This is a genomic window from Paenibacillus mesophilus (assembly GCF_005938385.1).
Lineage (GTDB): Bacteria > Bacillota > Bacilli > Paenibacillales > NBRC-103111 > Paenibacillus_AB > Paenibacillus_AB mesophilus.
This window is the reverse complement of sequence record NZ_VCRA01000012.1, coordinates 86803-113077: the sequence shown is the minus strand read 5'-3', so window position 1 is coordinate 113077 and position 26275 is coordinate 86803. Positions and strand designations below refer to the sequence as shown.

Here is a 26275-nt window from a genome sequence, read left to right as displayed (position 1 = left end):
TAAATTTCCGCTAAGCAAACAAAGTTACCGTCCCATCGCCGATACCGCTTCAAAACGGTCGCCCGAGCGGGCTTCCGCTTCTTTCGCGTGGGCCGAGCCGCTCTCGTTGTCTTCCTCTTCCGGCTTCTTGAGCAGGTTCGCGGTCACCAGATTCGAATAGATGCCGTACATGCCGAGGAACAGGCAGCCGAAGCCTACGACCGTTACGCCAAGCAGCACGGTCAGACTGAGCAGCTGAATAAACGCTCCGACCGTATAGCCCGGATGAGCGAGAAACAGCTTGACGCTACGGCCCATGGCCGCGAATACGCCGACCCGCTCCTGCACGATCAGCGGGAGGGTATACAGCTGCGAGACGAATACCATCGCGACGAAATACGATTGGAATACGGCAAGAGCGAAATAGAGCGTGCCGGACTTGCTTCCGTAATACCACCACGTGGACACGATGATCAGGATGAACAGCGAGCATAAGAAAGCGAAGACGATCGAAGGCAGCAAATAGCGCCACGCTCCCGCGAACAACGCCGATAGTTTCGCCCGCTCCCCCTTCATCATCTTATGGGTGGCATGCAGCGCCCCGGCGCACAGCGGGACGAAGATGAACGGCAGCAAAAACAACGAGATGCCGACCGGCAAAAAGAAGACGAACGGAACAAGTACAAGCGCACCCACGATGCTGAGCAGCGCTACCGGTATAATGTCCTGAAACACCTTTTTGGCCGACTGGACGACAATGACGCTTAGTTTGCGCATCTCGGATCTCCCTCCATTGCGCCGGTTTCCCTGCTGCGGGTCCGGCTTGACTGGGTCAATCTATACAATCAATAAACGATCCGTTCTTCCGTAGCCGGGTCGAAGAAATGCATTTTGCTGCGGTCGAACACGAAGTTCATCATCTGGCCGATCCTCACGTCCGTCTCCGGGTTTACGCGAGCGGTAACCATGCGCGCGCCGATCCGGAAATAGAGCAGCGTTTCCGCGCCCAAGTTTTCGATCACCTGCACGCTCGTTTGCATCGAGTTGATTTTAGAAATGCCCATCTTCTCGGCGAAATCCTCGCCGTAAATATGTTCCGGACGGATGCCGAGGACGACCTCCTTGCCTTCATACCCTTTCAAAGCTTTCAGCATGTCTTCGCTCAGCTCGAATGCGGCGCCTTCGACATGCGCTTTGCCGTTCGCGATGCGCGCATCCATGAAATTCATCGCCGGGGAGCCGATGAAGCCCGCGACGAACATGTTCTGCGGCTGGTTGTACAGCACGGACGGCGAGGCGATTTGCTGTACGCGCCCTTTGTTCATGACGACGATCCGCTCGCCGAGCGTCATCGCTTCGACTTGGTCATGCGTAACGTATACGATCGTCGCGCCAAGCCGTTTATGCAGCTCGGCCAGCTCCACGCGCATCTGGATGCGCAGCTTCGCATCGAGGTTCGACAACGGCTCGTCGAACAGGAACACTTGCGGGTCGCGCACGATCGCGCGGCCTACGGCCACCCGTTGACGCTGGCCGCCGCTCAACTCGCGGGGTTTGCGGTCGAGCATTTCGGTCAGTCCGAGAATGTTCGAGGCGTCCATGACCTTTTTCTCGATTTCTTCCTTCGGACGCTTCAGGTTTTTCAAGCCGAACGACAAGTTTTCCTTAATCGTCATATGCGGATACAGTGCGTAGTCCTGGAACACCATCGCGATGTCGCGGTCTTTCGGATGCAATTGATTGACGATCCGGTCGCCGATAATGATGTCCCCGCTCGATTGGCGTTCCAGTCCCGCGATCATCCGCAGCGATGTCGTCTTGCCGCAGCCGGACGGACCGACGAAGACGACGAACTCTTTATCCTGAATGACGAAATTGGAGTCGGCTACGGCCGTGAACGTTCCCCGCTTCTCGTCGTGATATTCTTTGACTACATTTTTAAATTCGACTCTTGCCATGCTTGTTCCCTCCTAAAAGTTTTGCTTTAGCAAAACTGACTTCGAAAGCGATACTTAAGTTTTGCTTTAGCAAAACTGACTTCGTAAGCTTAACCTTTAACCGCACCGATCGTAATGCCTTGCAGGAAATATCGTTGCAGCGAGAAAAACAGCACCATCATCGGAAGCGCGCCGATTGTCGCACCGGCCATAATAGCGCCATAATCCGTCGCTTCCGCGAAACGGAAGCTGGCCAGTCCGACCTGGATCGTACGCATCTGATCCGTTTGCGTAACGAGGAGAGGCCAGAAGAAATCGTTCCAATGGGCAACGAATGTGAAGATCGCCAAGACGGCCAAGCCGGGCTTCGCCATCGGCAGTATGATTTTCCGGAAAATGCCGAACTCACTGCACGCGTCGATCCGCGCGGCATGAATAAGCGAAGTAGGCAAGGAAGACATGTACTGTTTCATCAAAAATATATTTCCTACCGTAACGATGGAAGGCAATATGATCGCGGTATACGTATCGGCCAAATCAAACACGTTGATTACCAACACGTACAGCGGAATTAGCGTAACTTGAGCCGGGATCATCATCGTGGTGAGCAGTACCCAGAAGATCGAATTACGTCCCGGAAACTTCAGCTTCGCGAACGCGTAGCCGGCCAAAGAAGCGAAGAACAAGTTGGTGACGGTAATGACCGCCGATACGAACAAAGAGTTGAACAGCCAACGAAGCGCATTCGTCTTCGTAAAAAATCGTTCATACGGCGCGATGGACCATACGCTCGGCCACATTTGCGGCCGGAATGAAGCGGAAGATTGCGAATCCTGGAACGAACCGATTACCATCCAATACAGCGGTATGATCGTGACGAGCACCCAGAACAGCAGAACGGCCACCGCGATGCTTACAAATATGATCTTTGCCTGCTTGGACATAGCGACCGCCTCCTTAATATTCGATGTCCGACGAGAAATATTTGAACTGGATGACCGACACGACGATAATAAGCCCGGCTAATACGAACGATTGCGCCGAAGCGAGCCCGAAATCGTAGAAAACGAATGCCGCCTGGTAAATCAAATAAGCGATCGTCGTTGTGGCGTAGTTCGGTCCGCCCGATGTCATCAGGTATACGCTGATAAACACCTGGAACGAGGTGATAACGCCGGTTACCATTAAGTACAATGTAGTCGGCTTGAGAAGAGGCCACGTAATTTTGGAAAACTTCGCCCAGCCGCTGGCGTGATCGATATCTGCCGCCTCATAGAGCGATTTCGGAATTCCGCCCATCGCCGCCAAATACAAGATAATGCCGCTGCCGTGAGCGCCCAATATGTTCATCAGCATTAGAGAGTAAAGCGCCTTATTCGACTGCCCGAGCCATACGACAGGATCGAGACCGAATATCCCGATAACGCGGTTCATCAGACCGGAAGCGGTCGGATCGAAAATCGCCAGCCATACGAGCGAAATCGTTACCCCGGACGCTACCGCCGGCAAGTAAAGCGACGCCTTGAAAAACGTCTGCCACGAATTTTTCATCTGAAAAATGAAAAACGCCAAAACGAACGTGATCACAATGTTGACCGGCACGGTGCCGATCGTAAAAATAACGGTATTTTTGATCGATTTCCAGAACACGTCGTCCTTGATCATGTAGGCGTAGTTGTCGAGCCCGATCCATTTGGACTGCATGACGTTATACTTCTGGAAGCTCATCAGAAAGGCCGATATGACCGGATAAAACGTAAACACCAAAAACAGCAGCACCGGGGCTAAAATGAACAGGTACGCCCAGCCGTAGTCTTTCCAAAACTGGACGAACTTCGTGTTCGGCGCCTTCGGTCCCGGTATCGCTCCAACCGATTTGTTATTCATCACTGTCCTCCTAACTTTACCCCAAAAAGTGACGTTAAGCTTCGTAGCTTAATCCGATTACTTTTCGGGGACCCCATACTTTAACCCCCAAAAGTGAAGCAAAGCTCTGCAGCTAACTCCTATTACTTTTGGGGGAGCCCCCCTAAAATACCCCAAAAAGTGAAGATAAGCTCTGTAGCTTATTCCGATTACTTTCTGGGGACCCCATACTTTGACCCCCAAAAGTGAAGCAAAGCTCTGCAGCTAACTCCTATTACTTTTGGGGGAGCCCCCCTAATCATTCCCCAGAAAGTGAAGATAAGCTTCGCAGCTTATTCCGTCGGAGCAGCTTGCTGCTCTCGCAACAATAGCATCACCATGAACACGAATGTCCTTCATTGAGTTGCTTCGATAAGAGCTATTGTTATTACTTTCTGGGGACTTACCTCTTTACTAGCCTGTTTATTAAGAAACGCCCCATATGCTACCATATAGGGCGTTTGCTGGTCACGCTCGTTGTGCGATTAGCGCAGCATTTGCTGGCCTTTCGTTTTCAGCTCTTCCACAGCGGCTTCAGGCGCTTTCTCTCCTGCCAGCAGCGCTTGGAAAACCGGTTTTTCGACTTGCTCGCGGTATTGCTTCAGCTTAGCCGCTTTGTCCACGTCGATGCTGAGCGCTACTTGCGGAGCAAGGTTTTCACGCATTTTTTTGGATACGGTGAAGTTGATGTCTTTCGCCAAGCCTTTGCCTTCGAACGCTTTCGCTTGCGACGTCCGTACGAACGGCAGGCACAGCTCGTTGGCCGAGTTCCCTGCTTGTGCGCCGCTCAAAGCTTCCATAACGAGGAACACGTTTTTCTTATGCTGTTCGTTATTTGCGCCTTTTTGCGTGAACGCTACGTAGCCTTCGCCGCCGCCGGTCGTTACGCCGTAGCCCTTAACGGAAGCGGAATGCGGAACCGGAAGCTGGATGTACTCGATTTTCTCGCCTTGCACTTTGCCCGCGTCGATATCTTTGTTGCGGTTTGCGATCATGACGTCATAGTAAGGAATCGCTTTGCTGATAATCGCCGCTTGACCGGCATAGAACATTTCCGAACGTTTGGCAGGCTGCAGCGCAACCGTTTCTTTAGGCAGAATGCCGTCTTTTACAAGCTTATTGATGAAGTTGACGGCGTCGGCAATTTTGCTGTCGTTCCAGATGAAGTTGCCTTTCTCGTCAACAGCGTCAACCAATCCGGCGTTGCGGGTGATCATGTCCAAGAAGTCGATCGACGTTCCGTCCGTTACGAGAGCGTATTGCTGCGTGCCGTTAGGCAATTTTTTGCCAAGCTTCTTGGCCGCTTCGAGGAATTCGTCCCAAGTCCAGCCGTTTTCTTGGATTTTCTTGTAGTCGATGCCGGCTTCCTCCAGAATGCGTTTGTTCGCTCCCCAACCCCACAGCGATTGGTACAACGGCATACCGTATTGCTTGCCGCCGAACTTCATCGTGTCGAGCGTTCCCGGCAGGAAGTCTTTCTTGATTTCGTCGGTCATGTAGCTGTCGATCGGCATCGCGAGCCCCGTGTTGACATATTGGCCGTTCATGCCGCCGAAGTACAGATCGGGAGGATTGCCCGCGTTCAGGGCGACGTCGAATTTTTTCGGACCTTCCGCCCACGACATGACTTCGTATTCCACTTTAATATGAGGGTATGTTTTATTGAAATCGGCTACGAGCAGCTTAATATCGTCTTCATATTTACCGTGTACCGGATAAGTCCATACTTTGACCGTATCGGGCGTCGTATTGGCCTGCCCGCCCGTCGCGCCGCCGGCTTGAGGCGTTTCTTCTTTCTTGCCGCACGCTGCGACGGCTGTTGCGACTACGACTACCATCGCGATGGAAAGCCATTTGTTGAATTTCATTCTAGTTTCCCCCTTCATAATGGTTCGCTTCGACAGTTTCCATTAGTTTGCATCATGCGCCGCTTGTTATTCAGAATGTTTCTTTGGGAATCCTAAAGGAATGCCCGGTTTCGAACTATTCATGAAATAAAACTCCGAAAACGTTTTCTTCATGCCCCGTTGACGGCCAAGTAGCGCACCAAAAACCGGCTGTACAACTGTCATATGGCTGTTCCTCAGTCCACATGCCCCTATTATAGCGCCCAAGAAATAATATTTCAACAATAAATTAATATCAATAAATTTTATTTTACAAACTCTTGTCATTCCCTTATACTCAAGGAAAATACCAATACCCTATCTGCATATTTGGAACGATCAACTACCCAGTCGCATTCATGGGAATAAGCGGGTGAATTCATTTGCGGTACGTAATTGGCATTGACGGCGGGGGAACGAAAACCGAGGCGCTGCTCCTTGCCGAAGACGGAACGGAGTGGGGCGGATTTACCGTAGACTCTACGAATCCTCACGCCGTTTCGTTCGAGCAAGCGACCCGGAACATGGGCCGGCTGCTCGACCGGGTCTTTTCCATTCCCGAGACGCAAGGTTCGACATGCGCGGCCGTCTGTCTTGGCTTGTCCGGCGTCGACACCGAAGAGGAGCGGAGACGTTTCCGCGACTATATGGAAGCTTACCGATCGGAGCGGGCTTTGGCCTTCGAGATTTTCATCAATAATGATGCACAGATTGCCCTTATGGCGACTTTACGCGACGACCGCGGCATTATCGTCATTTCTGGGACCGGCTCGATCGCCTTCGGATTGACGGATAATCGCGAGCGGTTCCGCGTCGGCGGCTGGGGCAATTTGCTCGGCGATGAAGGAAGCGGGTACGATATCGGCTTGCGCACTTTGCGGACCGCCATGCGCAGCCACGACGGCATCGAGCCGCCGACGATGCTGAAAGAAATGATTGTGGAAGCGTACGGATTCAAAGGCATTACCGACCTGCGCACTTATATTTACCAGCCTCATATCAAGAAGCACGACATCGCCAAATTTGCCGAGCTGTGCATACGCGCCGACGACTTGGGCGACAATTCCGCGAGAAGCATCCTTGAAGCTGCCGCACGGGATTTGTCCGACTCGGCTGCAGCGCTAGTGCGCAAAGATTCCTGGTTCGGACAATGCGACCTCGTCACGACCGGCTCGATATTCAACTACTCGCAGCGTTTCGCGGAAACGTTCCGGGAAAGCTTGCTTGCGCACGCGCCGCTCGTCAGGATCCATCCGTCCGTCAGAGAACCGGCCTACGGCGCCGCGCTCTTGGCATGGAGACAACTGTGACAATACGAACCAAAGGGGCCATTTTTATGAGGAATTTGCTAAACGAATTGACAACGGAGCAGTTGAACGAGCGGACCAAACAAATAGATAAGCTGCAGACGGAAGACATCGTCAAGCTGATTAACCAGGAGGATCGCCTCATCGCCGAAGCGCTGAGCTCCTTGACGCCGAAAATCGCTGCAGCCGCCGATATGATCATCCGTTCGTTTCAAAACGGCGGACGATTGTTCTACATCGGAGCCGGCACGAGCGGCAGACTCGGCATACTCGATGCGAGCGAGTGTCCCCCGACCTTCGGAACGAATCCGGCCATGGTTCAAGGGATTATCGCGGGAGGGTTCCGCGCGGTCAAGGATGCGGTAGAAGGCGCGGAAGACAATCCGGAGCTCGGCGCGGCTGACATGAACGAACATGGAGTCGGCCCGAAGGATACGGTCGTCGGCATTGCCGCAAGCGGCCGAACGCCTTACGTACTCGGCGCCATGAAGCAAGCCAAGGCGCTGGGCGCTTCGGTAATCGGCTTGTGCAACAACCATAATACGCCGATGGCCGCCATCGCCGATCTGACTATCGAAGCGGTTGTCGGACCCGAAGTCATCCTCGGCTCGACCCGGATGAAGGCCGGAACGGCGCAGAAGCTCGTACTGAACATGCTGTCGACGACGGCGATGATCCGTATCGGCAAAGTTTACGGAAACTTGATGGTCGATCTGCAGCCGACGAACGAGAAGCTCGTTTACCGGGCGAAACGGATTATCCGCATGGCCACTCAAGCTTCGGAAGAAGTCGTCGACGAAATGTACCGGCAGGCCGACGGACATGTCAAGACCGCGATCGTCATGATTTTGGCCGGAGTCGACAAGGAAGAGGCGGTCAAGCTGCTGGAACAAAGCGGCGGGTTCGTGCGCGAAGCGATCGACCCGGCGGGGCAGCGCGACTGATTGCATGCGCCGAAAATGATAAAGGCCGGGTGAGCGCTCTCCCGGCCATACGAAAGAAACCTCCGCTCCGGAGGTTTCTTAACGATACAGAAATTTTAAGTTCGCTAAAGGATACAGCTGCTTAAGCGATACCTCGTTTAAGCGAACTGCGAGTTTCTGTACTAAGAAAAGCTACCTCTTACGCAGGGTCATTCATCGGGGTAAGGGCTTCTTATTAGAAGCTTTTCTTATTTTTTTGCAATCATAGTCTTTTCGAGCCTACAGCAGCTTGAATCCGCTTATCAGAATCAAGGAAGCGACGATGGCGCGAAGCGGCTTCGCCGGCACCTTGGCGCTTAACGAGCTGCCGACCCATACACCGGGGATGGAACCGATCAACAGCTGGAAGGCGAGCCCGAAGTCGACGTTGCCGTAGCTTGCGTGCATCAGTCCGGCAGCCGTAACGAGCAGCAGCGCATGAGCGATGTCCGTACCGACCAGCTTCGAGGCGGATATCCGGTACAAATACAGCAGCGCGATGGCAAACAGCGAGCCGGAGCCGATCGAGGTAAGGCCGACGATAAAGCCGAGAACGAAGCCGATCGAGACGGTCATCAGCTTCTTCTGCTCAAGGGGCTTTTCCTGAAGCCGATTCTCCTTCCCTTTACGGTCGAACAGCAGCTTCGATATCGTCAGCACCGCTACGACGATCAGCATGATACCGAGCGCCGTACGGACGATCTGCTCCTGATTGTGGTAAGCGGCTCCGAATCGGTGTAGCGCCACGATCGAGACGACCGCGCCCGGAATGCTTCCGGCGGCCAAGTACAGCACGAGGTGAAGCTCGATCGTCTTCTGGCGGAAATGCTGAATCGTGCCGAACAGCTTCGTAATCGAATTGTAAAACAAGTCCGTGCCGACCGCCAGCGTCGGATTAATGCCCACAAGCACCAAGACGGGCGTGAGCAGCGATGCGCCTCCGACTCCGGTCAATCCTACCAAAAAGCCGACCAGCATCCCGAGCAGCGAGATGCCCCAGTCCATTTCCATGCGATATGCCCCCATGTCCAATAATCCCGATAATCATACTAGGATTATAGGAGATATACGAAATCCTGTAAAGAACTTTATTCATGCGCAGACCGAAAGGTTACAATTTTCCATTTTTTCTTATATCGGACGCCTGCGAGCTACAATGAATACCGCTGTTCCGACAAATTTCCGTCCGAACGTATGGTATACTCGTTTATAGAGAATAAAGTTTTGAGATCGGGAGCTGATACACGCTTGCATATCGGAGTAGATTTGGACAACACCGTTCTTGACGCGACCTCGGCCCATTTGCATTATTACAATAAAGCGTCGAACTTATCGTTTACGCCGGACGACGTCAATGATTTTTATATATACCGTCTATACGGCTGGGACAAGGCGGAGCGCGAAGCCGTTTATAGCCGATACGGACATGATATTCATTGGAACTCGACGCCTTATCCGATGGCCGCGGAAATATTGCGGCAATTGTTCGATCGGCATCGACTCTCCATCATTACGGCCCGCCCGTCTCTCTTTCGCGATGTTACCGTTAAATGGCTCGAGCACCACGGCTTTCATTACCACAACATTATACTTACCGATCATAAGCTCCAAGAATGCGTACGTTCCAAGGTAGATGTGCTGATCGATGACGGTCCTCATTATGCGGAGGAGTTTGCCCGTGCCAATCGGCCGGTTATTTTATATGAGCAGCCCTATAATTTGTCCGTCGCTAATAAATTCGTGTACCGCGCCTCCAACTGGACCGAGGTAAACCGGCATATCGAATACTTGGAAGGCACAATAACGTCCCGTTAACGGGAGAAGGCTGCCGATCCCGCAGGCAGGGCCGCGGTCGACTGAAATAATAACGGAGCCCGCAACAAGGGCTCCGTCAATCGTTTCCGCCGCCCGGCAAAACGCCTTTATTCCCCAAACGCCTCCATGACAAGCCTCCTGCACTCCCCGGCTTCATCCCGCTTCAGATGCTCCAGGATTAGCGGAAGCTCCGGCATGTCACGCTTCAGCATGCCTGCATATAGGGACCAATCCGCTCTCCCTGCTCCGACCTTCGGCGTCTCGATTCCTTTATCCGTGTATATGACGTCTTTCGCATGCGCCACATAGGCATAAGGAGCAATAGCCTCGAATATTCGGGTAAAGGCAGCCTCCTGCTCCTCCAGATCCCGTGGAGTGAAATAATTAAACGGATCAAGCACAAAACCCAAATGATCGGAACCAAGCTCTCGGACTACCCGGCTCGCCGACTCCGTGGTCCCCATCACATTATTTACATAGCCTTCGAGCAATAAAGTGACTCCGTTTTTCTTGGCCGTACCGCGCAAACGTTCCAGGGCGGTCAGCATGTCGTTCCATGCTTTTTCGGTGCGGTTGTTCTCGTGATCGGCCCACGGCTCCGTGGGATGCAGACTCCCCGTTTCCGTTGCGATATAGGCAGTCCCCAGCTCCTGGCAGTACTCGGTGAGCTCCTCAAAAAGACACAGCTTCGATTCCCGTGACTCGGGATTCGGGTCGACAATGTTCACGTAACCGGCCACAGGTGCCGCTTTCAGACCGTATGCATCCAACATTTTTTTGACTTCGCGCACACGGCTTAAAGTCAGTTTCTCGCCGGGGGATACGATAAAAGTCTCCCGCAAACGAAGCTTGATGTATTGGAACCCTTCCCCGCTTACCGTCTTCGCCACTTCCTCCAGAGTAAGACCGCTATAGATCCAACCGAAAATACCTAACGGATTCATATTCGCACCCCGTGTTCATCCGTCCCCGGGAACAGTTCGGTTCTTTCGACGACGCGCCCTTCCCGGCTCGATCGGATTGCGGCGGTAGTCATCGCCAAAGTGGAGAAGTTATCCTCCGGCGTTACAAGCGGAGGCCGGCCGAACTCGACGGCTTCGATCAGATCCAGCATGGATCCCAGGAATCCGTCCGGAAACCAGCTTCCGCTTACGACCGTTTCGTGAACCGTGGACGGATCGTTTCTTAGAGCCATACAAACGGATTTGTCCGTACTCCATATGGAGCCTTCCGATCCGTCCACCCACCATGCATATCCGAATGCACGCGGACTTCTCACGATATCGTTAAAGAACAGGTGAGCCATCGTATGGGCGCGTCCGCCCGCCGGCCCGAATTCGATATTGGCGGAATAAATTAACGGATCGATCGCAAATTGTTTCTTCATCATCGCCGTCGTACAATGAATCCTCGACCAATCATTGCCGGAGCCGGAAGGTGAAGCATTGAAATAACGGCACAAATCGAAGTAATGGATACCGTGATCGCCGATAAGCGCATTGGGCAGCTTGGAGAACCAGTGCCCTTCCCGGTCCTGGTTTGAACGATATACGTGCTGAATATTCAAAATGTCACCGATGACGCCCCGGTCAAGCAGCGTTTTAACCGCTTTATGGACAGGCGCCCATCTGGCTTGTTGATTAACGGCGAGCATAAAGCCGGCTTCAGCCGCAATCGAAGCAAGGTGCTTTGCACCGTCCAACGTCATATCCAAGGGCTTCTGACATAGAACGGGACGCGGTATTTTTGCGATTTGCTTCAACACTTCTTCACGGGCGCTCGGATGAATAGCCATGTCGATCACAGAGACATCTTCACGCTCGAGCAGTTCTTGTACGCTGGTCGTCCAGAACGGTATACCGAATTTCTCGGCCGTATTGCGGGCGGCCGCTTCACTAATGTCGCAGCATGCCGAAACCCGCAGGCCGGCTTTTCGATAAGCAGGAAGATGAGCGCTGTTGGCGATGGAGCCGCAGCCGATCAATCCGATCCCATATCGGGATGCGTCAACATCCTTATGCAGCTTTGGCATGTAGTCTTCCGGTTGCAGCATAAGAGTCATGGTTTCACACTCCTTTATCTTTGCTAACCTCTCGCTTTCATTATATAAGCGGCCTCCTTTCCAAGTATTTAGTAAAAATCAATAGTCGGGTTGCCGAAATCTCTTTTTCTTCCGGGTGCGTGGCTGTATACTCTTCTATATAGCCAGCTTCGTTGGAGGGATGACTTTTGACATCCGCGAATATGTTCACCATGGAGCCTGAAGACACGATTCCCATGCTGCAGCAATATTACTTTCCGCCCTATATCACGTTAATTAATCGGTACTCCCAGCAGCCGGATAAAGACTGGGCCGTTCGAAAAAGAACGCTGAAGCAGTATTTGCTGGAGTTCGTCCTGGACGGGGTTACCGATATCATCCTGACCGATGAGACCATCCGAGTGAGAACGGGCGATCTGTTTCTGATCCGGCCGAATCAGACCCATACGAACCAAGGAGTACCCTCCAATGGGTACTCCTGCATTAGCGTCGTCTTTCATTTCGGACAAACTATGTTTCCGCTGGATCAGGTTCTTACGCCTTCTACTCATCTGGGCTCGTACCGTAATCATCCCGTCGAGAAGCTGCTTCATCAACTTCTCCAGCATTATCGGAAACCGGACGGCTATCATCAGATGATATGCCAGCATATGCTCTTATCCGTGTTGATTCAAGTGTCCGAAACGCAAGGCTTACGCAAAGCAAGCCCGCCTCGGAGTAATACCAGGTTGGAGCATGTTCGGCAATATATCATGGAGCATTACCGGGAAAATCTTTCGCTTGACGATTTGGAGACGGCGTCCCGGTTAAGCCGAAACTACTTGATTCAACAATTCAAACAAGCCTTCGGACTGACCCCGAAGCAATATTTGAACTGGGTGCGTGTGCAAAAAGCCAAGGAGCTCGCCATTACGACAAGCTTAACCATCGGAGAAATTGCCGAGCGGGTAGGATATGCAGATGTTCATACGTTCGGCCGCATGTTCAAGAAGCAGACCGGTACAAGCTTAAGCATGTTTTGTTCGACGCTGGTGTACGATTCTTAGGAGCTTGTGATTTCACGATCCTTTTTCTCCACTTTCCCGCTTCGGCGGGTTCGAGCTGCCGACGGAGAGAACTCCCGGCATACCGGTAGACCGGAGCAGCAGGCCGAGCAGCCGGAGCAGAACTTCCGCCCGCGCCCCCGTTTGGTAGCCCCCTCTCCCTTTTTGCAAAATTCCGCAGTCCATCCATGCATCCAATATTCCCGTCAAATCCGCATCCGCCGAAACAGCATGCCGAAGATCGGTCTCTTTGATTGCTGTCTTCGAGTCGAAAGGCGTCCCCTGCGTAAGGAATGTTGTGATCAAAGCATCCCAATCGTCGGGAAATAAATCGAATGGCAGCTTCTCCTCTTGATAAATCGTTTCGGTCTCCTTTAGAGCCTCTTTGGTAGCGATACATAGAAACTTCCCTTTCCACCAAACCGTAATATGAGGTCCGGCATGTACGAAAGGCATTCCGTGTCCCAACACACTCGTTTCAAATCCGGCCGATTTGCCCACATCATAAATCACCGCATCGACCAGCTTGAAAAGTTTAAAGGCCAAGTCGATTTTCCCGCCCGGGTCCATTCCCTGCACTTCGCCCTCGAGCATCGGAAGAAGCCGGTTGACACCGCCGGTCGTGTCGGCGCCGAGCAAGTAGTCGGTCGTACATTCAAGCGCTTGAGCCAAACTCAGCAAAAGTGCCGTGTCCGGCAGCGAATCCCCGTTTTCCCATTTCGAAACCGCCTGACCGGAAACGTTCAATTGTTGGCCCAACTGCTCCTGCGTCAATCCTTGTTGATGGCGAAGCCGGACAATCCGCTTTCCCATTTCGTGTAACGCCATGTTCCCGACACCTCTATTCGACTATGTTATGAAAACAACATTCTGCCTTGGCCTTTCGTTTGTATTATAGAGCAATGACGGTCAAGGAGGTATCGAGGTAACTTTGACCCTCCCAACCTGCGGTTGATTGTTCCGACCCATGGTTGGAAATCGGGGGCGAACGCGGCAAGGCTGCCGAACGAATCGGCAGCCTGTTGTATGGTTGAACGAATGTCCCGCCGTCGGAACGGCAAGGCTCATTCTTATTCTATGATTTACTTACCCGGGGAGCGGTGTCCATTACTCTAAATTGTTCGGCAATATCCGAGAACTCTTGATGGATTTCCGGATATTTGCTTAATACAGTCCACGCGTACAACATATAGTAGCTATCCAGACTCTCATACACCGTAATTAAAAATTGAACATTATAGCCGCCAGCTTCGCCTCTGACCCCGAATTGTTTAGCCTTCAGCAACCCTTTTGTTTTAAAATCATAGATCGGGCTCACGATCGCTTGCTCGATATTCCCCTCCACACGATCGGCTATCATCTCTGTGTAACCTGATAATGTTAACTTGTCATTTAGATCTGACTTCATGACAACATCCACTTGGAAATGCTGATCTTTACCAGTGCTAAAAAGGTTCTTGTCCGATGCAGAACTGCCGACCTTCCAGCCTTCCGGAGCAACGGTGTAGAAGCCGGTTTCGACATCCGCAAGCAAAACTTGCTTAATCGGTTTCGGAGGATTCGATGACGGTTCATTCGGTGCTTGGGCAAGAAGCTGAATTTCCCGATACTTCTCATCCCATACTACAGTAGCGCCAAGCGCTTCACCAACAAACCGTAACGGAACCCAGGTCGATTCGTCGACGATAACAGGAGGCGCCTCCAATTGTACCGGTTTCCCATTGATGGAGGCGGTATAAGAATCCACCGTGAGTGAAATGCTCATTCCATCTTTTAACGCCGTAATGGTTCGGGTTTCCGAATCCCATTTCACAATGGCTCCCAAAGATTCGAAAAGCTCACGCATCGGCAGCATCGTAGAACCGTTGTATACCGTTGGTTTCTTTGTAAAAAACAATTCGTTATTGTCCTTCCAAATTCGGATCGGTTTATCTTTAGGGGAAATCGCCGCCAGTCCGAATGCTTTGGATAACACATACACCGTGCCCGCCGAGTCTGTAAGCAAATCGGAAGAGTTAGAGGAACGATGTTGAATATAAAGAACGAAACGTTCATTTCCGTTCTCGTCAAGTGAATATACCGAACCTCCATTGTTGGAAAAATAAACATTGCCGAAGGAATCCGTAGTAATGTTGCCTCCGTCCCGATAGCCGGGTTCCCTTATGGCATAAGACCATATTTCATTGCCGTTGCCGTCAATCTTCATGATCCCGTCCGGGCCTTTTACATAATAGGACCCTTTGAAGTCTGTCGGTATGCCTATATTTTGCGGTATGACGATGCTGCTCGCGACTTGTTTGAGGCCGTTCTTGTCATACGCCTGCAAGCCCTTTTGGCCGAACAAAAAAAGATGCTCGTCCGCGACATAGACGCTGCCGCCGGTTTCATTCGACAGCTTCCACCTTACTTTACCCCGGCTGTCCAAACACCAAAGCCCGTCGTCAGTGGTCGTCACGAATACATTGCCCTGCTTGTCGGCTTGAATGCGGGATACGTTGCTTCTGAGCAAGTTGTCGGTCCCGAATGGAGACAGTTTCAATATGTCCTTGTTGGACCAGTTGATCACCCCGTTTTTTCCGATCGAGATCAAGCCTTGATCCGTTTCGACAATAAAATTGCCGTTAGCGTCTCCTGCATACTGGGAAAGAAACAAAGTAGATCTATCCGTAAAATGATATACCCAGTTAACCGTTCCGTCGGGTCTAAATGCAAATACGATTCCATGCGAATCGGTCCCGCGGTAGCTTCCTTTCCCTTCGAATACAAATATGGTGCCGTCCTGTCCCAAGGTGACATACTTGACGCCCGGAGGAGAAGGGATTTTATAGCTCCATTTGAGATGGCCATATCGATTTACCGCACTGATTCCTTCCGTATTCGTAAAATAAATCGTGCCTTCCGCATCTCTAACCATATTCCATGGTAAAGGCGCACCCTGAAAGATCTTCAGATCGAAGCTTTCGCTGCCTCTTAACTTCACGGGCTCCCGGGCATCGTTGTAGAACGGCAGCACTTTATCCGCATCCGCTGGGAGAACTGTCGGCTCGGCCTGGGCAACAGCAGGAAAAGCGACAATCCATACCAAACATACTAAAACCCATTTCAACATGATTTTCACAGAGCAGTACCTACTTTCTTTGGATGGTGATTTATGGATTTATGGGATCGGTATAGTACATTCGCTACGAATTACCTATTCCCTCTATATCGCCATCGACAAATTTCCGCAAGGCTGCCCATCCTGTTGCGCCCATTCCCGCCTTCCCTATACAATGTAAGCAGTACCGGATCGAAAAGGATGTGAAAGCAATTGGATTGCGAAGTGCTGACCGCGGGGTATTCGTACCATTCGAAGCCGTTCCGCTCCGAGGCTTATCCGGGACTCTCCAACTATTTGATCCGTTTCCAGTCCGAGGGCCGCTGCAAGGCGGTTGTCGACGGAACGCTGCGCCCGGTCGAGCCCGGAGACCTGCTGCTGCTGAAGCCGGGCGATCCGTACGAGCTGCGCATCGAAGCCGAGCTGCAGCCCTCGGGCGATACGGTCGTGGCCAGCGGCGACTATTATTTCTTCTGCCGGGGCCGATGGCTCGACGAATGGTGGGCCGAACGGAAGCGCCCCCGGCTCATGAACCTTCCGCTTCACGACAATTTGCTCTCGGTATGCCGGCAAATCGTGCTGGAGCATTACCGCAGCAAACGAAAATATACGGAAATCGCCGAGCATTACATGCGCATCTTCTGCCTGATCGTCGACCGTGAAATGACCGAGCACTCCGTAGGGACGGACGGCGGCAAATCGTTTCTGGCGCAGCGGATGCGCAACTATGTGGAAGAACACGCGCTGGAATCGTTTAAGCTAGAGGACGTGGCTAGGAGCGCCGGTCTCAGCCCGTCGCGCGCCGTCCATCTGTTCAAGGCGTGCTTCGGACAGAGCATCATGCAGTATGCGCTCCATATCCGTCTGTCGGTCGCCCGGGAGCGCATGCTGTACAGCCCGATGTCGCTCGAGCAAATCGCCGAGCTGTCCGGCTTCAGCAGCTACTCTTACTTTCACCGGACGTTCCGCGCCCATTACGGTACTTCTCCGAAGCGTTATCAGCAAGAACAACTGGGCCATTCGTACGGCGCGGCTGCCGAGCCGGAATAGACTAGACGTTTGAAGGAACCAGCTCTTATTCAGCCGAAATCCCCACCAGAGCAGACAATAGAAGCCGCAAACCGCCCTTATTTCGCATACGGGCGGGAACGAACAAGGGCCGCTCCAACACAGAGCGGCCCCGACGCTATTTAGATATCCTTCATAAACGGCACTTATCATCTCACGGATACTTCCTCCGTGGTGGAAAACGACTCAACCTCCTGCTCCTTCCCCGTCTCGCTAGAGCGGTATGCCGCATCCACCACGGCACATACGGACTGACCGTATATGCCCGAGATTCCTTCTTCCATACCATGCTCCACACAGTCCAGCATACTGTTCCATTGGGCGGCGAACGGCTCGGCGAATCCTTCCGTCGATACCGGCTCGTACGGCTGGTCGAAGGTGCCGATCCAAAGCCCTTGCGATCCGGTGATTTTGAGCTGCCCGCCCGTAAAGAGCAGCTCCGTTTCGTTGACCGCAACGTTGTTATAGCCGCACAGCGACACCATGGCCGGTACGCCCGACGAAGTCTGCATGAACAAGGAGGCGCTGCCTTCCACGTCTCCCCTTTCCCCGTAATAAGTCATGCTCGCCTTGACGCTTCGGATGGTCGTTCCGGTCAGCCATTGGATTTTGTCGATCGAGTGGCTGCCCAGATTGATAACGACTCCGCCCCCGGAGCGCGCCTTATCCAGAAACCAGCCCGGACGGTCGGGCAGGAAATAAGGATGGTGCCGCCTGTCGTTGATGGCGACCAACTGTCCCAGCCGGCCGGACTCGATGATTTCCTTCGCTTTGATGTTCGCCGCGAAAAAATGCTGCATGTGTCCGACCAACGCCTTCACGCCGTATTTCGCAGCTACCTCGTTAATCTCCGCACATTCCGCCGCATTGAGCGCCATCGGCTTTTCCAGCAATACATGGCACCCTTGCTCCATGCAAAAGATCGTCGCTTCCTTGTGCAAATGATGGGGCAGCGTCACGATCGCGATATCCGGCTTCTCCTGCGCAATCATAAGGCGGTAATCCTCATACACCGCCGCTCCGCTCGGCTCCGCCAGCACTCGCGCCCGCTCGGGGTCAATGTCGGCGATCGCCGTAAAAACGGTCCTTTCGCTTTCACGCAAGGCACGGACATGCAATTTGGCTATAATTCCGGCTCCGACGATAGCCGCTCTATATGTTTTCATAGTTGTCTCCTTCTTTCTTGCTGTAGGTTCAATCGACGACGTGCTCCAGATTCGGAATCGAGAACGTATGAATGCCTTGCCAGCGCTTCGATGGATAAAACATCTGTTCCGAGCTTCCGTCGGCACGCAGCTCGAATCCCGGATCATGCTCGGCGAGGACGATTGCCGTCTTTCCCTGTTCCTGCACGATGTTCCCGATCCTAAACCCGCTCGTGCTCCGATCCGGGTGAGTCACGATCACGTATTGCCCGATCGCCTCCGGCGGCACCGGGATGTCGGTTACAAGAGCGTCGTAAGCATCGCCCTTCGCTCGGCGCCAAGTATCGGTGATCGAGCCGGCGACCGTACCTGGACCCGTCAGCTCGCGAGCACCTTTCTTGAGCAGCGTCCCGCCGGACAGCGTCATTTCCCGGACCTGTCCGTTCACGAGCCGGATCAGCCCCATCTGCCCGCGCATGGTCACATCGCCCGCGACTAACGGCTGATCGGGGTGATGCGGATTGCTGAGCAAAATATCGGTGATATCGCCATAGGCGATCTTTACGGCTACGGCCCCTTCCGGCGCCTGCTCCGGCTTCAGCCGTTCTATCGATTCGATGCGCGGGCGCTCTCCGACATAAGGCTCCATCACCGTTACAAACGCGCTCTTCAGATTCGTACCGTCCCGCCGCAGCACGAGCTTCGGCATATCGTATTTGTCCGCTTCGTCGTTGTTGTCCTTCGTCCGGCCTATAACCCTGACCGAGCGCAGCGACGGGGAACGACCCAAATACAACTCGTTGCTGCCGGGCTCGAGCAGTCCGGTTATGCTCATATTCGTGCGCTTCTGGCCATCCTGCTCCGTCATGAGCGACAGCGTGTAACGGTCGCCCTCGAGCTGCGCCCGCTTCACATTGCGCACATGAATGTAACCCGGATAATGGCCTTCGGCGCGGCCGCTGTCACTGTTGTTCGCAGGCTCCACTACGTTCGTTCCCGGCGGCAGCAAATAAGGACCATAGTCCGTCAGCTGCATATCCGTCCGGAATACGGCATCCCGATTCGCATCTCCCTGCAGCGTGTACTCATGGCGGCTGCCTCCGGATACCCGGAACAAATCGAGCACGTAACCCCGCTCTCCCGTTCCGTCCGGGAACGGCACATACCACGGCTCGCGGCTGTACTCCTCGGTTCCCGGGTATGCCGATTCATAGCTGGCGCGCATCGCCTGGAAAGCGCCGGCGCCTTGAACGAACGCTTCCACATTGCCTCCGTTTTTGGACCGCTCGTTGCTGACCATGTTTTTGCTGTCGACAACGACCGTGTTGTGACCCATCGTCGACAACGTAAACCACCGGTACTTCGTATTGTGCGAGTACCCGAGATCCGGAAGCAGCTCCTGCCGATTGGCATACAAATTCAAATTCAGCGGGTCCCAATGCACATGGCCGTACTTCGGTTGGAAGCCCATATACAGCATCGTTTGACCGGGACCCTTCCCGCCCGTCAATCGGCCGATTCCTGTCGACGGCAATAGCAGCGGCCCTTCGTCCGTTTTCGGCTGGGATACCGAATCATAAGCCCACGTGTCCATCACGGGCAGCACTTTCCCGTCCGGATAGACGAGCCGTCTGCTTATATCCATCGCGCGGCCGATGATCGGAAACTGCTTCTCCATATCGAGATTATCGAAATGAAGACCCGTTCGCGGCGATATGTATCCGTCCGGGTCGCTCCAGCCGCGCAGCAGGCTCGTTACCTTTTGCAGCCCGTTGACCGTCTGAAGATGGTAGCTCTGCGTAACCTCCTGCCAGAACCCGTCGGACAGAAACATCCGGGCCGTAAACGATTCAAGCGATTCGGCGATGCGATGTATATAATCCGGCTCCCCGATCGCCTTGCCCACCGCAACGAGTCCCGTCCAAGGCTCCAGCGACATATTGCTGTACCGGTTTACATGCGTAAGCGTGTATTCGGCGGACGGGATGAACATGTCATGCACAATTTTCCGTTCGACATCTTCGCCCAAGGCGGCGCTCAACTGTTTGAACGCATCGGTCTTCTTCACCTCGACATACGCGTTCAGCAGCGGCCGCATTTGATTCAGATCGTTGTACCACCACCGGTCCCACACCCCTCCCCAATACGCGTAGGGCGGTCCGGAAGCTTTATTCGCCGAAGCGTTGATATGATTGGCGCCCCCGACTCGATCGACAGTCGGATTGTATCCTTTGTACGCATCGGCGAACCGGTTCAACAGACGCGCCGCACCGAGCGGATCGGTTCTGGCTATCGCCGCCGTTTGCGCTATCGCCCGCCCTTTCTGCAAATACCATTTATGCGCGGACAGGAAATATTTGCGGCCCGCCGCATCCTCGTGATAGGGAATGGTCACCGTTTCGCCAAGCGCATTGGTCGTAACAAGCTCCTTGTTTTCCGGAAATTTGGCGTTCGGGTATACGGTGCCGGTACGCTGCGCGATCAAGCTTTGCCCGTCTGCGGACAGCTGATACATCGACTGCGGGTACAGCTCCGGCATTTCCGGCAAGCCGACGAACAGGAAGCCGGGCTGCTCCGGAATAAGCGCCAAAGCGTTCCGGACATTCTCCGAAGGCTCCGACCAAGGAACGGAGCCTACATCATCCGGCGAAACCCTTTTTTCGTTCGCGGCAATTCCGGCGGCAATGGCGTGCTCCCTGTCGAAAGTCAGGATGGCGACCTTCGTCCCGGCAGGCGCGGCAGACGCGGCAGGCGAGAAGGCGATCATCAGCTGATACGTTCCGTCTGTCCTCGGCGCGGGATGCTGGAATGCAATCGCGGCGGACAGCCCGTCTCGCTCCCATGCCCCTATCGCCAACTGACTCCAATCGCCGCCGGGCTCCTTCCAGAGGAGCCGCATATCGCGCGCCGCCGCGTCCGCATAGGGCAGCAAAAGCTTCAACCGCTTGGCAGTAAATCCGGTATAGGCGAGCTCGGCCTTCATCGGGCTCCACACGGCATTCCCGCCGGCGGCAGGCGCGAGCCGTTCCGGTACGCGGGAGAAAAACAAACTGCCCAGACGTTCCTGGCCGATCACATCCCCGTTCAATCGCGCGGTCTGTCCGCCGTCATGCCAGTGGTACGAATTCCGGATCGGGACCCACGAATCGAGCGGGCGGCTGTACAAATTTTGTACATGGATTACGTTCAGTCTCCACTCCGTTCCGTCCGGCACACCGCCCGGCGATATCGCCGTAATCGGAATGGCCGCTTCCACATGAAGGGCGGCCTCGTCCGCAGCCGTACGGTATTGGAAAGCTTCGACCGTTCTCCGGCCTTGATCGGCGGAAGCGTTAATATCGTACATCGCGGGATTCCATACGGTTTGAATCGCGGGAGGCCGGGCGGACTCGATCGGTATTCGGACGGCATAGAAAGCCTCCCTCTCGCCCGCGGGACGGATGACGAGCTCGATCTGCGCCAACGTATCGGCCGCCGGACGCGCAAGCGTTCCGGATATATACAAATGCCGGTCATCGTATGCAGCGCGGTACTCCGCTTTATGAAGCGCCTCCTGTTCGTAGAAAGCGGTCGCGAAGCCGTTCAGTACGGCCGCCTGCCGCCATATCTCTTCATCCGGCCGTCCGTCGATGACCGGCGCCGTGCGGAGGCGCGGTACAATCGCCCATTTGTCCGCTTCAACCCGGATCGGGGCCGGCGCTGCATCCGCCCGACCCCCGTTACTTATTCGCACCATATGAGATTGACCCCCGACGGAAGTTAGAATCATCAAGGAAGAAACGAGAACAATCCATACTGCTTTCCACGGCTTTCCCATTTCATACAACCTCCTCAAACACCGAGAGGCCCTTCCCGGAGGGAGCAATCGCCGCCCTGCTTTATTTCAATACGTTCGCCAACTGCTGGTCCAGCTTCTCCCCGGCTTCGCGCAGCGCCGTATTCGTATCCTTCGTGCCGAGCACGACGTTCTGATACGCGTCGAAGAAAGCCGTATGTCCCGGCGATTGCCCTTTCACTACTTCAACCTTGGTCAGCGCGGACGGCGCGAACTTCTCGGGCAGCAGCGCTTTCACATTTTTGTTTTTCAGCGTAGGCACGTCTTGACCGAACTGGGACATTCCCGCTACCCGGTCTTTCAGAATCGGCAGCATCCCTTTTTTGGCCAAGTGGCTTTGGAACTCCTCCGTCGTCAAGTAAGCGATTACATCGAAAGCGTCTTCTTTATGCTTGCTCGTCTTCGTTACGTAGAAGTAAGTCGGATACGACTGCGGACCTACACCCGGCTTATCCGCCAGCTGCGGGAATGTGGCGATGTCCCAGTTGAACTGGTCTTTCAGCGTGGAGAGCGACAGAACTACGAAATGCAGCAGCATCGCCGCGCTTTGATCCTGGAAAAACATTTTTTGCTGGGCGGCCAATGCCCAGTTTTGGGCGGTCAGCTCGTTGTTCGGTATTTTCGCGACGCTCGTAAGCAGCTCGAACGCTTTCTTGAAGTTGTCCGTCGTAAAAATCGATTTCTTCGTAGCCGGGTCGAGATAAGCGGCGGAGTATTGATTCAGCACGATGTTGGCGGACGACGACATGACGAGCCCGTTGTACTTCACGCCGCCTTCGGAGCGCGACAGCCTCTTGGCCAAATCTTTCAGTTGGTCCCATGTCAAGCCGTCCTTCGGATATTCCACCCCGAATTTGTCGAAAAGGTTTTTGTTGTAGAACAGCCCGAGCGTATTCGTAAATACCGGAAGCCCGTACATGCCGCTATTCGCGAAGCCTTTCTGCAGCTCCACCGCCGACGGCTCCAGCTTGGACAGGTCATACTTGCGCGTCTTGATCAGCTCGGAAATATCGTACTGGTAGTTGTAAGTCGTCAGCGTATCGGCTTGGCCGATCGACATGAACATGACATCGATCGTCTGACCGCTCGCGACTACGTCCGCCACTTTATTGCTGCCGGCCGGCAGATGCTTGACGGTAACGTGCGGAAACTTCTTCTGGATCATCGTACCGAACGTATCCATGAAAGTCTGGTCGTAATCGGCCACCTGCGAGTAGAACACCAGCTCGACAGGTTCTTTCTTCTGCTCGGCTTGTTTAGCAGCGTCCTTCCCCGCCTCGGGCGCCGCCGTACTCGGCGTTTTCCCGCCGGAGCAGGCCGTCGCGAATACGGCCATGGCGGCAAGCAGCAAGCCTATCTTTCTTTTGTTCCCCATCATATGGATTCAGCCCCCGTGAATGGATTTGCGTATCATTTTTCTTTTTCCGGTTGTTTGGACAAAACTTGAATCAGCCGGTCGCACAGCTCGTCTTCGTCGATCAGATCGGCCCAGTACGCTCTCAGCTGGTTGGATAAAGCCCGGATCATCCCATACGGCAAGTTCAAATCGGCGATCTTCCGAAGCGATGCCATCACTTCGCGGAACATCATATAGCGGGACGGGCGGTACAATGCCGTCTTCTCGATATGGATAGGAAGCGTCCCGAGACTCGGTATGCTCATCGTATGGCTGCGGATGAAGCTCTGCGCTTCCTCCGATGTCAAATAATCGACGAGCAGCATCGCCTCTTCTCTGTGCTTCGTATTCCGGCTAACCCCGACTCCGAGCGCTATGGCAAGCGTCCGCGATTCGTGGATGAACGGTATCGGCGAAATGTCGTACTCGATATCCGACTCGCTCCAGCCGTTCAACCCGATATAGCTGTTCAGCGTCATCGACACTTTGCCTTCCATGAACATCCGGTCGATATCGTCGTTGTCCTCGGACAAATAGAGCGGAAGTGCTTTTCGGTTATGAAGGATGCTTTTGACGATTTTCATGCTTTCCAGCATTTTCGTGCCGCGAATGTCTCTCAGCCCGGAGCCGTCCCACTCGAACCGTTCCATGCTTTGGAGCAGAAATACCGGCCAGCGGTTCTCGCTCGGGATATGGAAGCAGAAGCCGTACCGGTTTTTGCCGTCCGACAGCTTCTCGGCATTGCGCAGCAGTTCGTCCCAAGTCCAGCTGCCGTCGGGCTCCAGCAGCCCGCATTCGCGGAAATGGGCCCTGTTGTAGCAGAGCACGATCGGGGAAAAAATGAGCGGCTGCAAGTAAAGCCCTTCGTCCGTCTCGAACAGCTTCGTCACTTGCGGATACAGCTCCGGCTTCTCTTCGAGCTTCTCCAAGTGCCGCGACATCCCTCTACCGGCCATCTGCCAATATTGATTGTTCTCGAGCAGCAATAAATCCCCCGCGATGCCCCCGGTTTGTTCGAAGAATCCGTCGATCCCGACGACCTTTACAGTCTCTACTTGGATCCATGGATATTGCCGATGAAACCCGTCCAGCAGTTGTTGCAGTTTCAGGTTGCGAAAGGGCAGCGAATTGCTCAGCAGCTTCAGCTTGACGGGAGGCCGTCCTGCGGCTACCCGGTTGCCGACTCTCGGTACTTTATCGATCCAGCCCTCCCGCACGAGCTGCGCAAGTCCGGTCCGAATCGAGTTGTTGCTCATGCCGAACCGCTTTACGAGATCTTTCTCGGATGGCAGGCAGTCCCCCGGCGCATAAACTCCGTTTATAATTTCGTTACGCAAAGCAAGCACCATCTGCTCCAATTGCCGGTTGAATTGTTCTTTCGTCGGTCTATGTCTCATCGCTCATTCGACTCCCCAGTGCATTCGTATTGCCTCTAGTTTACCATGGTCTTATCGTTTATCGCTCCCCTCACCTCGGACCGCCCTCTACTTCTTAAAACTGGTTCATAAAATCAGTAAAGTTTACAGGTCAATGGGCATTTCCCTGCATTTTCTTTGATTCCCCTTCATTTTATTTCGGTTTGAAATCGTTGTCAATTTTTATTTTTAAGAATCAATTAATATTTTTAATTATTTTATGAACCAGTTTATAGTTGATTTAGACCGGCTCACAAACTCGATATGCTACAAGGCAGCCCGCCACAGCAGGAGCAAGAGGCACTGATGATCGATAAGGGGCTTTCGCTAAACGTACTACGCCATGCCCCGAATCGCTCGCCCTAACGTAAAGAAAACCGCTGGAGAACACGCTCCAGCGGCAGTAATTTGATGAATCATTAACATAACGGGACTACTATCCACTAAACATCTTATTGCCGCCATTGTAGCATAAAATCTATAGTTCACCGCACCGTAGTTCCGCTAATAACGAAGCAAGCCGTGAAGTAGCCTACTCAGCGGAATTCGGCTCCGCTATCGAAACAAAAAAACCGGAGGCATTAAGCCAACCGGTTTTCCTTGATCCATTTCATGCTGTTCGCAAGCGCCACGAACGGGGCATTCTGCGTGCTGTCCTGCTCGTAAATCAACCATTCCGCTCCGGCCTTGTCCGCCGCGTTCGCGATCGCGAGCAGATCGACTTCGCCGCTTCCGAGCTCGACCGTCAGCCACTTGCCTTCCTCCGTCTTGCGCAGATCCTTGAAATGGACGAGCGGAATGCGGCCCGCAAACTTGCCGATGTACGATACCGCATCGTAGCCGGCGGCGTGCACCCAAGCGGAATCGAGCTCCACCTTCACCGCATCTGCAGAAGCCGTGCCGAACAAAGCGTCGAGCGCCGTTTCTCCGCCGACACGCTCCTCGAGCTCGAACGCGTGGTTATGGTAGCCGAAGGCGATCCCTTGCTCGGCGCATTTGCGGCCGATTTCCTCGAGCAGTCCGAACGTGTTCTTCCACGCCGACTCACTGTCCCGGTATTCCTTGCCCAGTCCCGGGCAGACGATATACGAGCTGCCGATCGTCTTGTTGAACGCGATCTCTTCGTCCAGCGCGTCTCTCAGACGGGCGATGCCGACATGGCTGCCGATCGCCTGCAGTCCAAGCTCGTCAAGCAGCGCTTTCAGCTTGTCCGCTTCCATGCCGCCGTACCCGGCGAACTCCACACCGGCGAATCCTTCCTCCGCCACCTTGCGCAATGCTCCGGCGAAGTCTTTCGCCGTTTCTTCGCGAAGCGTATACAATTGAACCCCGATTTTCCAGGAACTCATGACCGGTCACCTCTTCTACGATATTCTCGTTTCCATCTAATCATAACGGGCTTCCTGTGTACATGCAGGAAACCAAGAAAAGATGGCAGATCTGG

General features: G+C 53.8%; 20 protein-coding genes. 5 read left to right on the top strand and 15 right to left on the bottom strand.

Annotation, left to right across the window (positions count from 1 at the left end):
* Positions 1-24: 24 nt before the first annotated feature.
* The 5 genes from FE783_RS21430 to FE783_RS21410 form a co-directional block, all read right to left on the bottom strand.
* Positions 25-756, bottom strand: coding sequence for a DUF2189 domain-containing protein (locus FE783_RS21430; protein ID WP_138881440.1), 732 nt, complete (start codon positions 754-756; stop codon positions 25-27).
* A 68-nt stretch (positions 757-824) separates the two neighbouring features.
* Entirely contained in the window at positions 825-1937 is a 1113-nt protein-coding gene (locus FE783_RS21425; RefSeq protein ID WP_138881439.1) for an ABC transporter ATP-binding protein, read from the bottom strand.
* An 89-nt stretch (positions 1938-2026) separates the two neighbouring features.
* Positions 2027-2860, bottom strand: a complete 834-nt coding sequence (locus tag FE783_RS21420; protein WP_138881438.1) for a carbohydrate ABC transporter permease — start codon at positions 2858-2860, stop codon at positions 2027-2029.
* A 13-nt stretch (positions 2861-2873) separates the two neighbouring features.
* A complete protein-coding gene (locus tag FE783_RS21415; RefSeq protein ID WP_138881437.1) occupies positions 2874-3803 on the bottom strand; it encodes a carbohydrate ABC transporter permease in 930 nt (309 codons plus the stop codon).
* 503 nt (positions 3804-4306) lie between these two features.
* Positions 4307-5689, bottom strand: a complete 1383-nt coding sequence (locus FE783_RS21410) for an ABC transporter substrate-binding protein (protein ID WP_138881436.1) — start codon at positions 5687-5689, stop codon at positions 4307-4309.
* A gap of 401 nt (positions 5690-6090) precedes the next feature.
* Between FE783_RS21410 and FE783_RS21405 the strand changes: the two genes are divergently transcribed.
* Positions 6091-7017 carry a BadF/BadG/BcrA/BcrD ATPase family protein gene (locus tag FE783_RS21405; RefSeq protein WP_158301957.1) on the top strand — a complete coding sequence of 309 codons (927 nt, stop codon included), beginning with the start codon at positions 6091-6093 and terminating at the stop codon, positions 7015-7017.
* 26 nt (positions 7018-7043) lie between these two features.
* Positions 7044-7958, top strand: coding sequence for an N-acetylmuramic acid 6-phosphate etherase (gene murQ / locus FE783_RS21400; RefSeq protein WP_138881434.1), 915 nt, complete (start codon positions 7044-7046; stop codon positions 7956-7958).
* Between the two features lie 258 nt (positions 7959-8216).
* Here murQ and FE783_RS21395 read toward each other — a convergent pair whose 3' ends face one another.
* A complete protein-coding gene (locus FE783_RS21395; RefSeq protein ID WP_138881538.1) occupies positions 8217-8981 on the bottom strand; it encodes a sulfite exporter TauE/SafE family protein in 765 nt (254 codons plus the stop codon).
* Between the two features lie 243 nt (positions 8982-9224).
* Between FE783_RS21395 and FE783_RS21390 the strand changes: the two genes are divergently transcribed.
* Positions 9225-9791: a 5' nucleotidase, NT5C type gene (locus FE783_RS21390; protein WP_158301956.1), complete on the top strand. Its 567-nt coding sequence runs from the start codon at positions 9225-9227 to the stop codon at positions 9789-9791.
* A gap of 107 nt (positions 9792-9898) precedes the next feature.
* Here the strand turns inward: FE783_RS21390 and FE783_RS21385 are convergent, their stop codons facing one another.
* Positions 9899-10735, bottom strand: a complete 837-nt coding sequence (locus FE783_RS21385) for a sugar phosphate isomerase/epimerase family protein (protein WP_138881432.1) — start codon at positions 10733-10735, stop codon at positions 9899-9901.
* Positions 10732-11853, bottom strand: a complete 1122-nt coding sequence (locus FE783_RS21380) for a Gfo/Idh/MocA family protein (protein ID WP_138881431.1) — start codon at positions 11851-11853, stop codon at positions 10732-10734. The genes FE783_RS21385 and FE783_RS21380 overlap by 4 nt, the downstream gene beginning before the upstream one ends.
* A gap of 167 nt (positions 11854-12020) precedes the next feature.
* Between FE783_RS21380 and FE783_RS21375 the strand changes: the two genes are divergently transcribed.
* Positions 12021-12878, top strand: a complete 858-nt coding sequence (locus FE783_RS21375) for a helix-turn-helix domain-containing protein (RefSeq protein ID WP_138881430.1) — start codon at positions 12021-12023, stop codon at positions 12876-12878.
* A 12-nt stretch (positions 12879-12890) separates the two neighbouring features.
* Here the strand turns inward: FE783_RS21375 and FE783_RS21370 are convergent, their stop codons facing one another.
* Positions 12891-13703 (bottom strand): helix-turn-helix domain-containing protein, encoded by an 813-nt coding sequence (locus tag FE783_RS21370; protein WP_138881429.1) that lies wholly within the window; start codon positions 13701-13703, stop codon positions 12891-12893.
* Between the two features lie 247 nt (positions 13704-13950).
* Positions 13951-15528 carry a stalk domain-containing protein gene (locus tag FE783_RS21365; protein ID WP_158301955.1) on the bottom strand — a complete coding sequence of 526 codons (1578 nt, stop codon included), beginning with the start codon at positions 15526-15528 and terminating at the stop codon, positions 13951-13953.
* A gap of 657 nt (positions 15529-16185) precedes the next feature.
* Here FE783_RS21365 and FE783_RS21360 point away from each other — a divergent pair.
* The gene (locus FE783_RS21360; protein ID WP_138881427.1) at positions 16186-17022 is read left to right on the top strand and encodes an AraC family transcriptional regulator; all 837 of its coding nucleotides are present in this window, start codon (positions 16186-16188) and stop codon (positions 17020-17022) included.
* Positions 17023-17189: 167 nt separating this feature from the next.
* Here the strand turns inward: FE783_RS21360 and FE783_RS21355 are convergent, their stop codons facing one another.
* The 5 genes from FE783_RS21355 to FE783_RS21335 form a co-directional block, all read right to left on the bottom strand.
* On the bottom strand, positions 17190-18206 hold the full coding sequence (locus FE783_RS21355; RefSeq protein ID WP_158301954.1) for a Gfo/Idh/MocA family protein: 1017 nt from the start codon (positions 18204-18206) through the stop codon (positions 17190-17192).
* A 28-nt stretch (positions 18207-18234) separates the two neighbouring features.
* Positions 18235-22002 (bottom strand): heparinase II/III domain-containing protein, encoded by a 3768-nt coding sequence (locus FE783_RS21350; protein WP_138881425.1) that lies wholly within the window; start codon positions 22000-22002, stop codon positions 18235-18237.
* Between the two features lie 61 nt (positions 22003-22063).
* The gene (locus FE783_RS21345) at positions 22064-23398 is read right to left on the bottom strand and encodes an ABC transporter substrate-binding protein (RefSeq protein WP_138881424.1); all 1335 of its coding nucleotides are present in this window, start codon (positions 23396-23398) and stop codon (positions 22064-22066) included.
* Positions 23399-23430: 32 nt separating this feature from the next.
* Entirely contained in the window at positions 23431-24813 is a 1383-nt protein-coding gene (locus FE783_RS21340) for an extracellular solute-binding protein (protein ID WP_138881423.1), read from the bottom strand.
* Positions 24814-25412: 599 nt separating this feature from the next.
* On the bottom strand, positions 25413-26180 hold the full coding sequence (locus FE783_RS21335) for a sugar phosphate isomerase/epimerase family protein (RefSeq protein WP_138881422.1): 768 nt from the start codon (positions 26178-26180) through the stop codon (positions 25413-25415).
* Positions 26181-26275 lie beyond the last annotated feature (95 nt).

Bases quoted from the DNA above. Each gene is read 5' to 3' on its own strand.
- FE783_RS21430 (WP_138881440.1), bottom strand. From the start codon at position 756: ATGCGCAAACTAAGCGTCATTGTCGTCCAGTCGGCCAAAAAGGTGTTT.
- FE783_RS21425 (WP_138881439.1), bottom strand. From the start codon at position 1,937: ATGGCAAGAGTCGAATTTAAAAATGTAGTCAAAGAATATCACGACGAG.
- FE783_RS21420 (WP_138881438.1), bottom strand. From the start codon at position 2,860: ATGTCCAAGCAGGCAAAGATCATATTTGTAAGCATCGCGGTGGCCGTT.
- FE783_RS21415 (WP_138881437.1), bottom strand. From the start codon at position 3,803: ATGAATAACAAATCGGTTGGAGCGATACCGGGACCGAAGGCGCCGAAC.
- FE783_RS21410 (WP_138881436.1), bottom strand. From the start codon at position 5,689: ATGAAATTCAACAAATGGCTTTCCATCGCGATGGTAGTCGTAGTCGCA.
- murQ (WP_138881434.1), top strand. From the start codon at position 7,044: ATGAGGAATTTGCTAAACGAATTGACAACGGAGCAGTTGAACGAGCGG.
- FE783_RS21395 (WP_138881538.1), bottom strand. From the start codon at position 8,981: ATGGACTGGGGCATCTCGCTGCTCGGGATGCTGGTCGGCTTTTTGGTA.
- FE783_RS21385 (WP_138881432.1), bottom strand. From the start codon at position 10,735: ATGAATCCGTTAGGTATTTTCGGTTGGATCTATAGCGGTCTTACTCTG.
- FE783_RS21380 (WP_138881431.1), bottom strand. From the start codon at position 11,853: ATGACTCTTATGCTGCAACCGGAAGACTACATGCCAAAGCTGCATAAG.
- FE783_RS21370 (WP_138881429.1), bottom strand. From the start codon at position 13,703: ATGGCGTTACACGAAATGGGAAAGCGGATTGTCCGGCTTCGCCATCAA.
- FE783_RS21355 (WP_158301954.1), bottom strand. From the start codon at position 18,206: ATGAAAACATATAGAGCGGCTATCGTCGGAGCCGGAATTATAGCCAAA.
- FE783_RS21350 (WP_138881425.1), bottom strand. From the start codon at position 22,002: ATGGGAAAGCCGTGGAAAGCAGTATGGATTGTTCTCGTTTCTTCCTTG.
- FE783_RS21345 (WP_138881424.1), bottom strand. From the start codon at position 23,398: ATGATGGGGAACAAAAGAAAGATAGGCTTGCTGCTTGCCGCCATGGCC.
- FE783_RS21340 (WP_138881423.1), bottom strand. From the start codon at position 24,813: ATGAGACATAGACCGACGAAAGAACAATTCAACCGGCAATTGGAGCAG.
- FE783_RS21335 (WP_138881422.1), bottom strand. From the start codon at position 26,180: ATGAGTTCCTGGAAAATCGGGGTTCAATTGTATACGCTTCGCGAAGAA.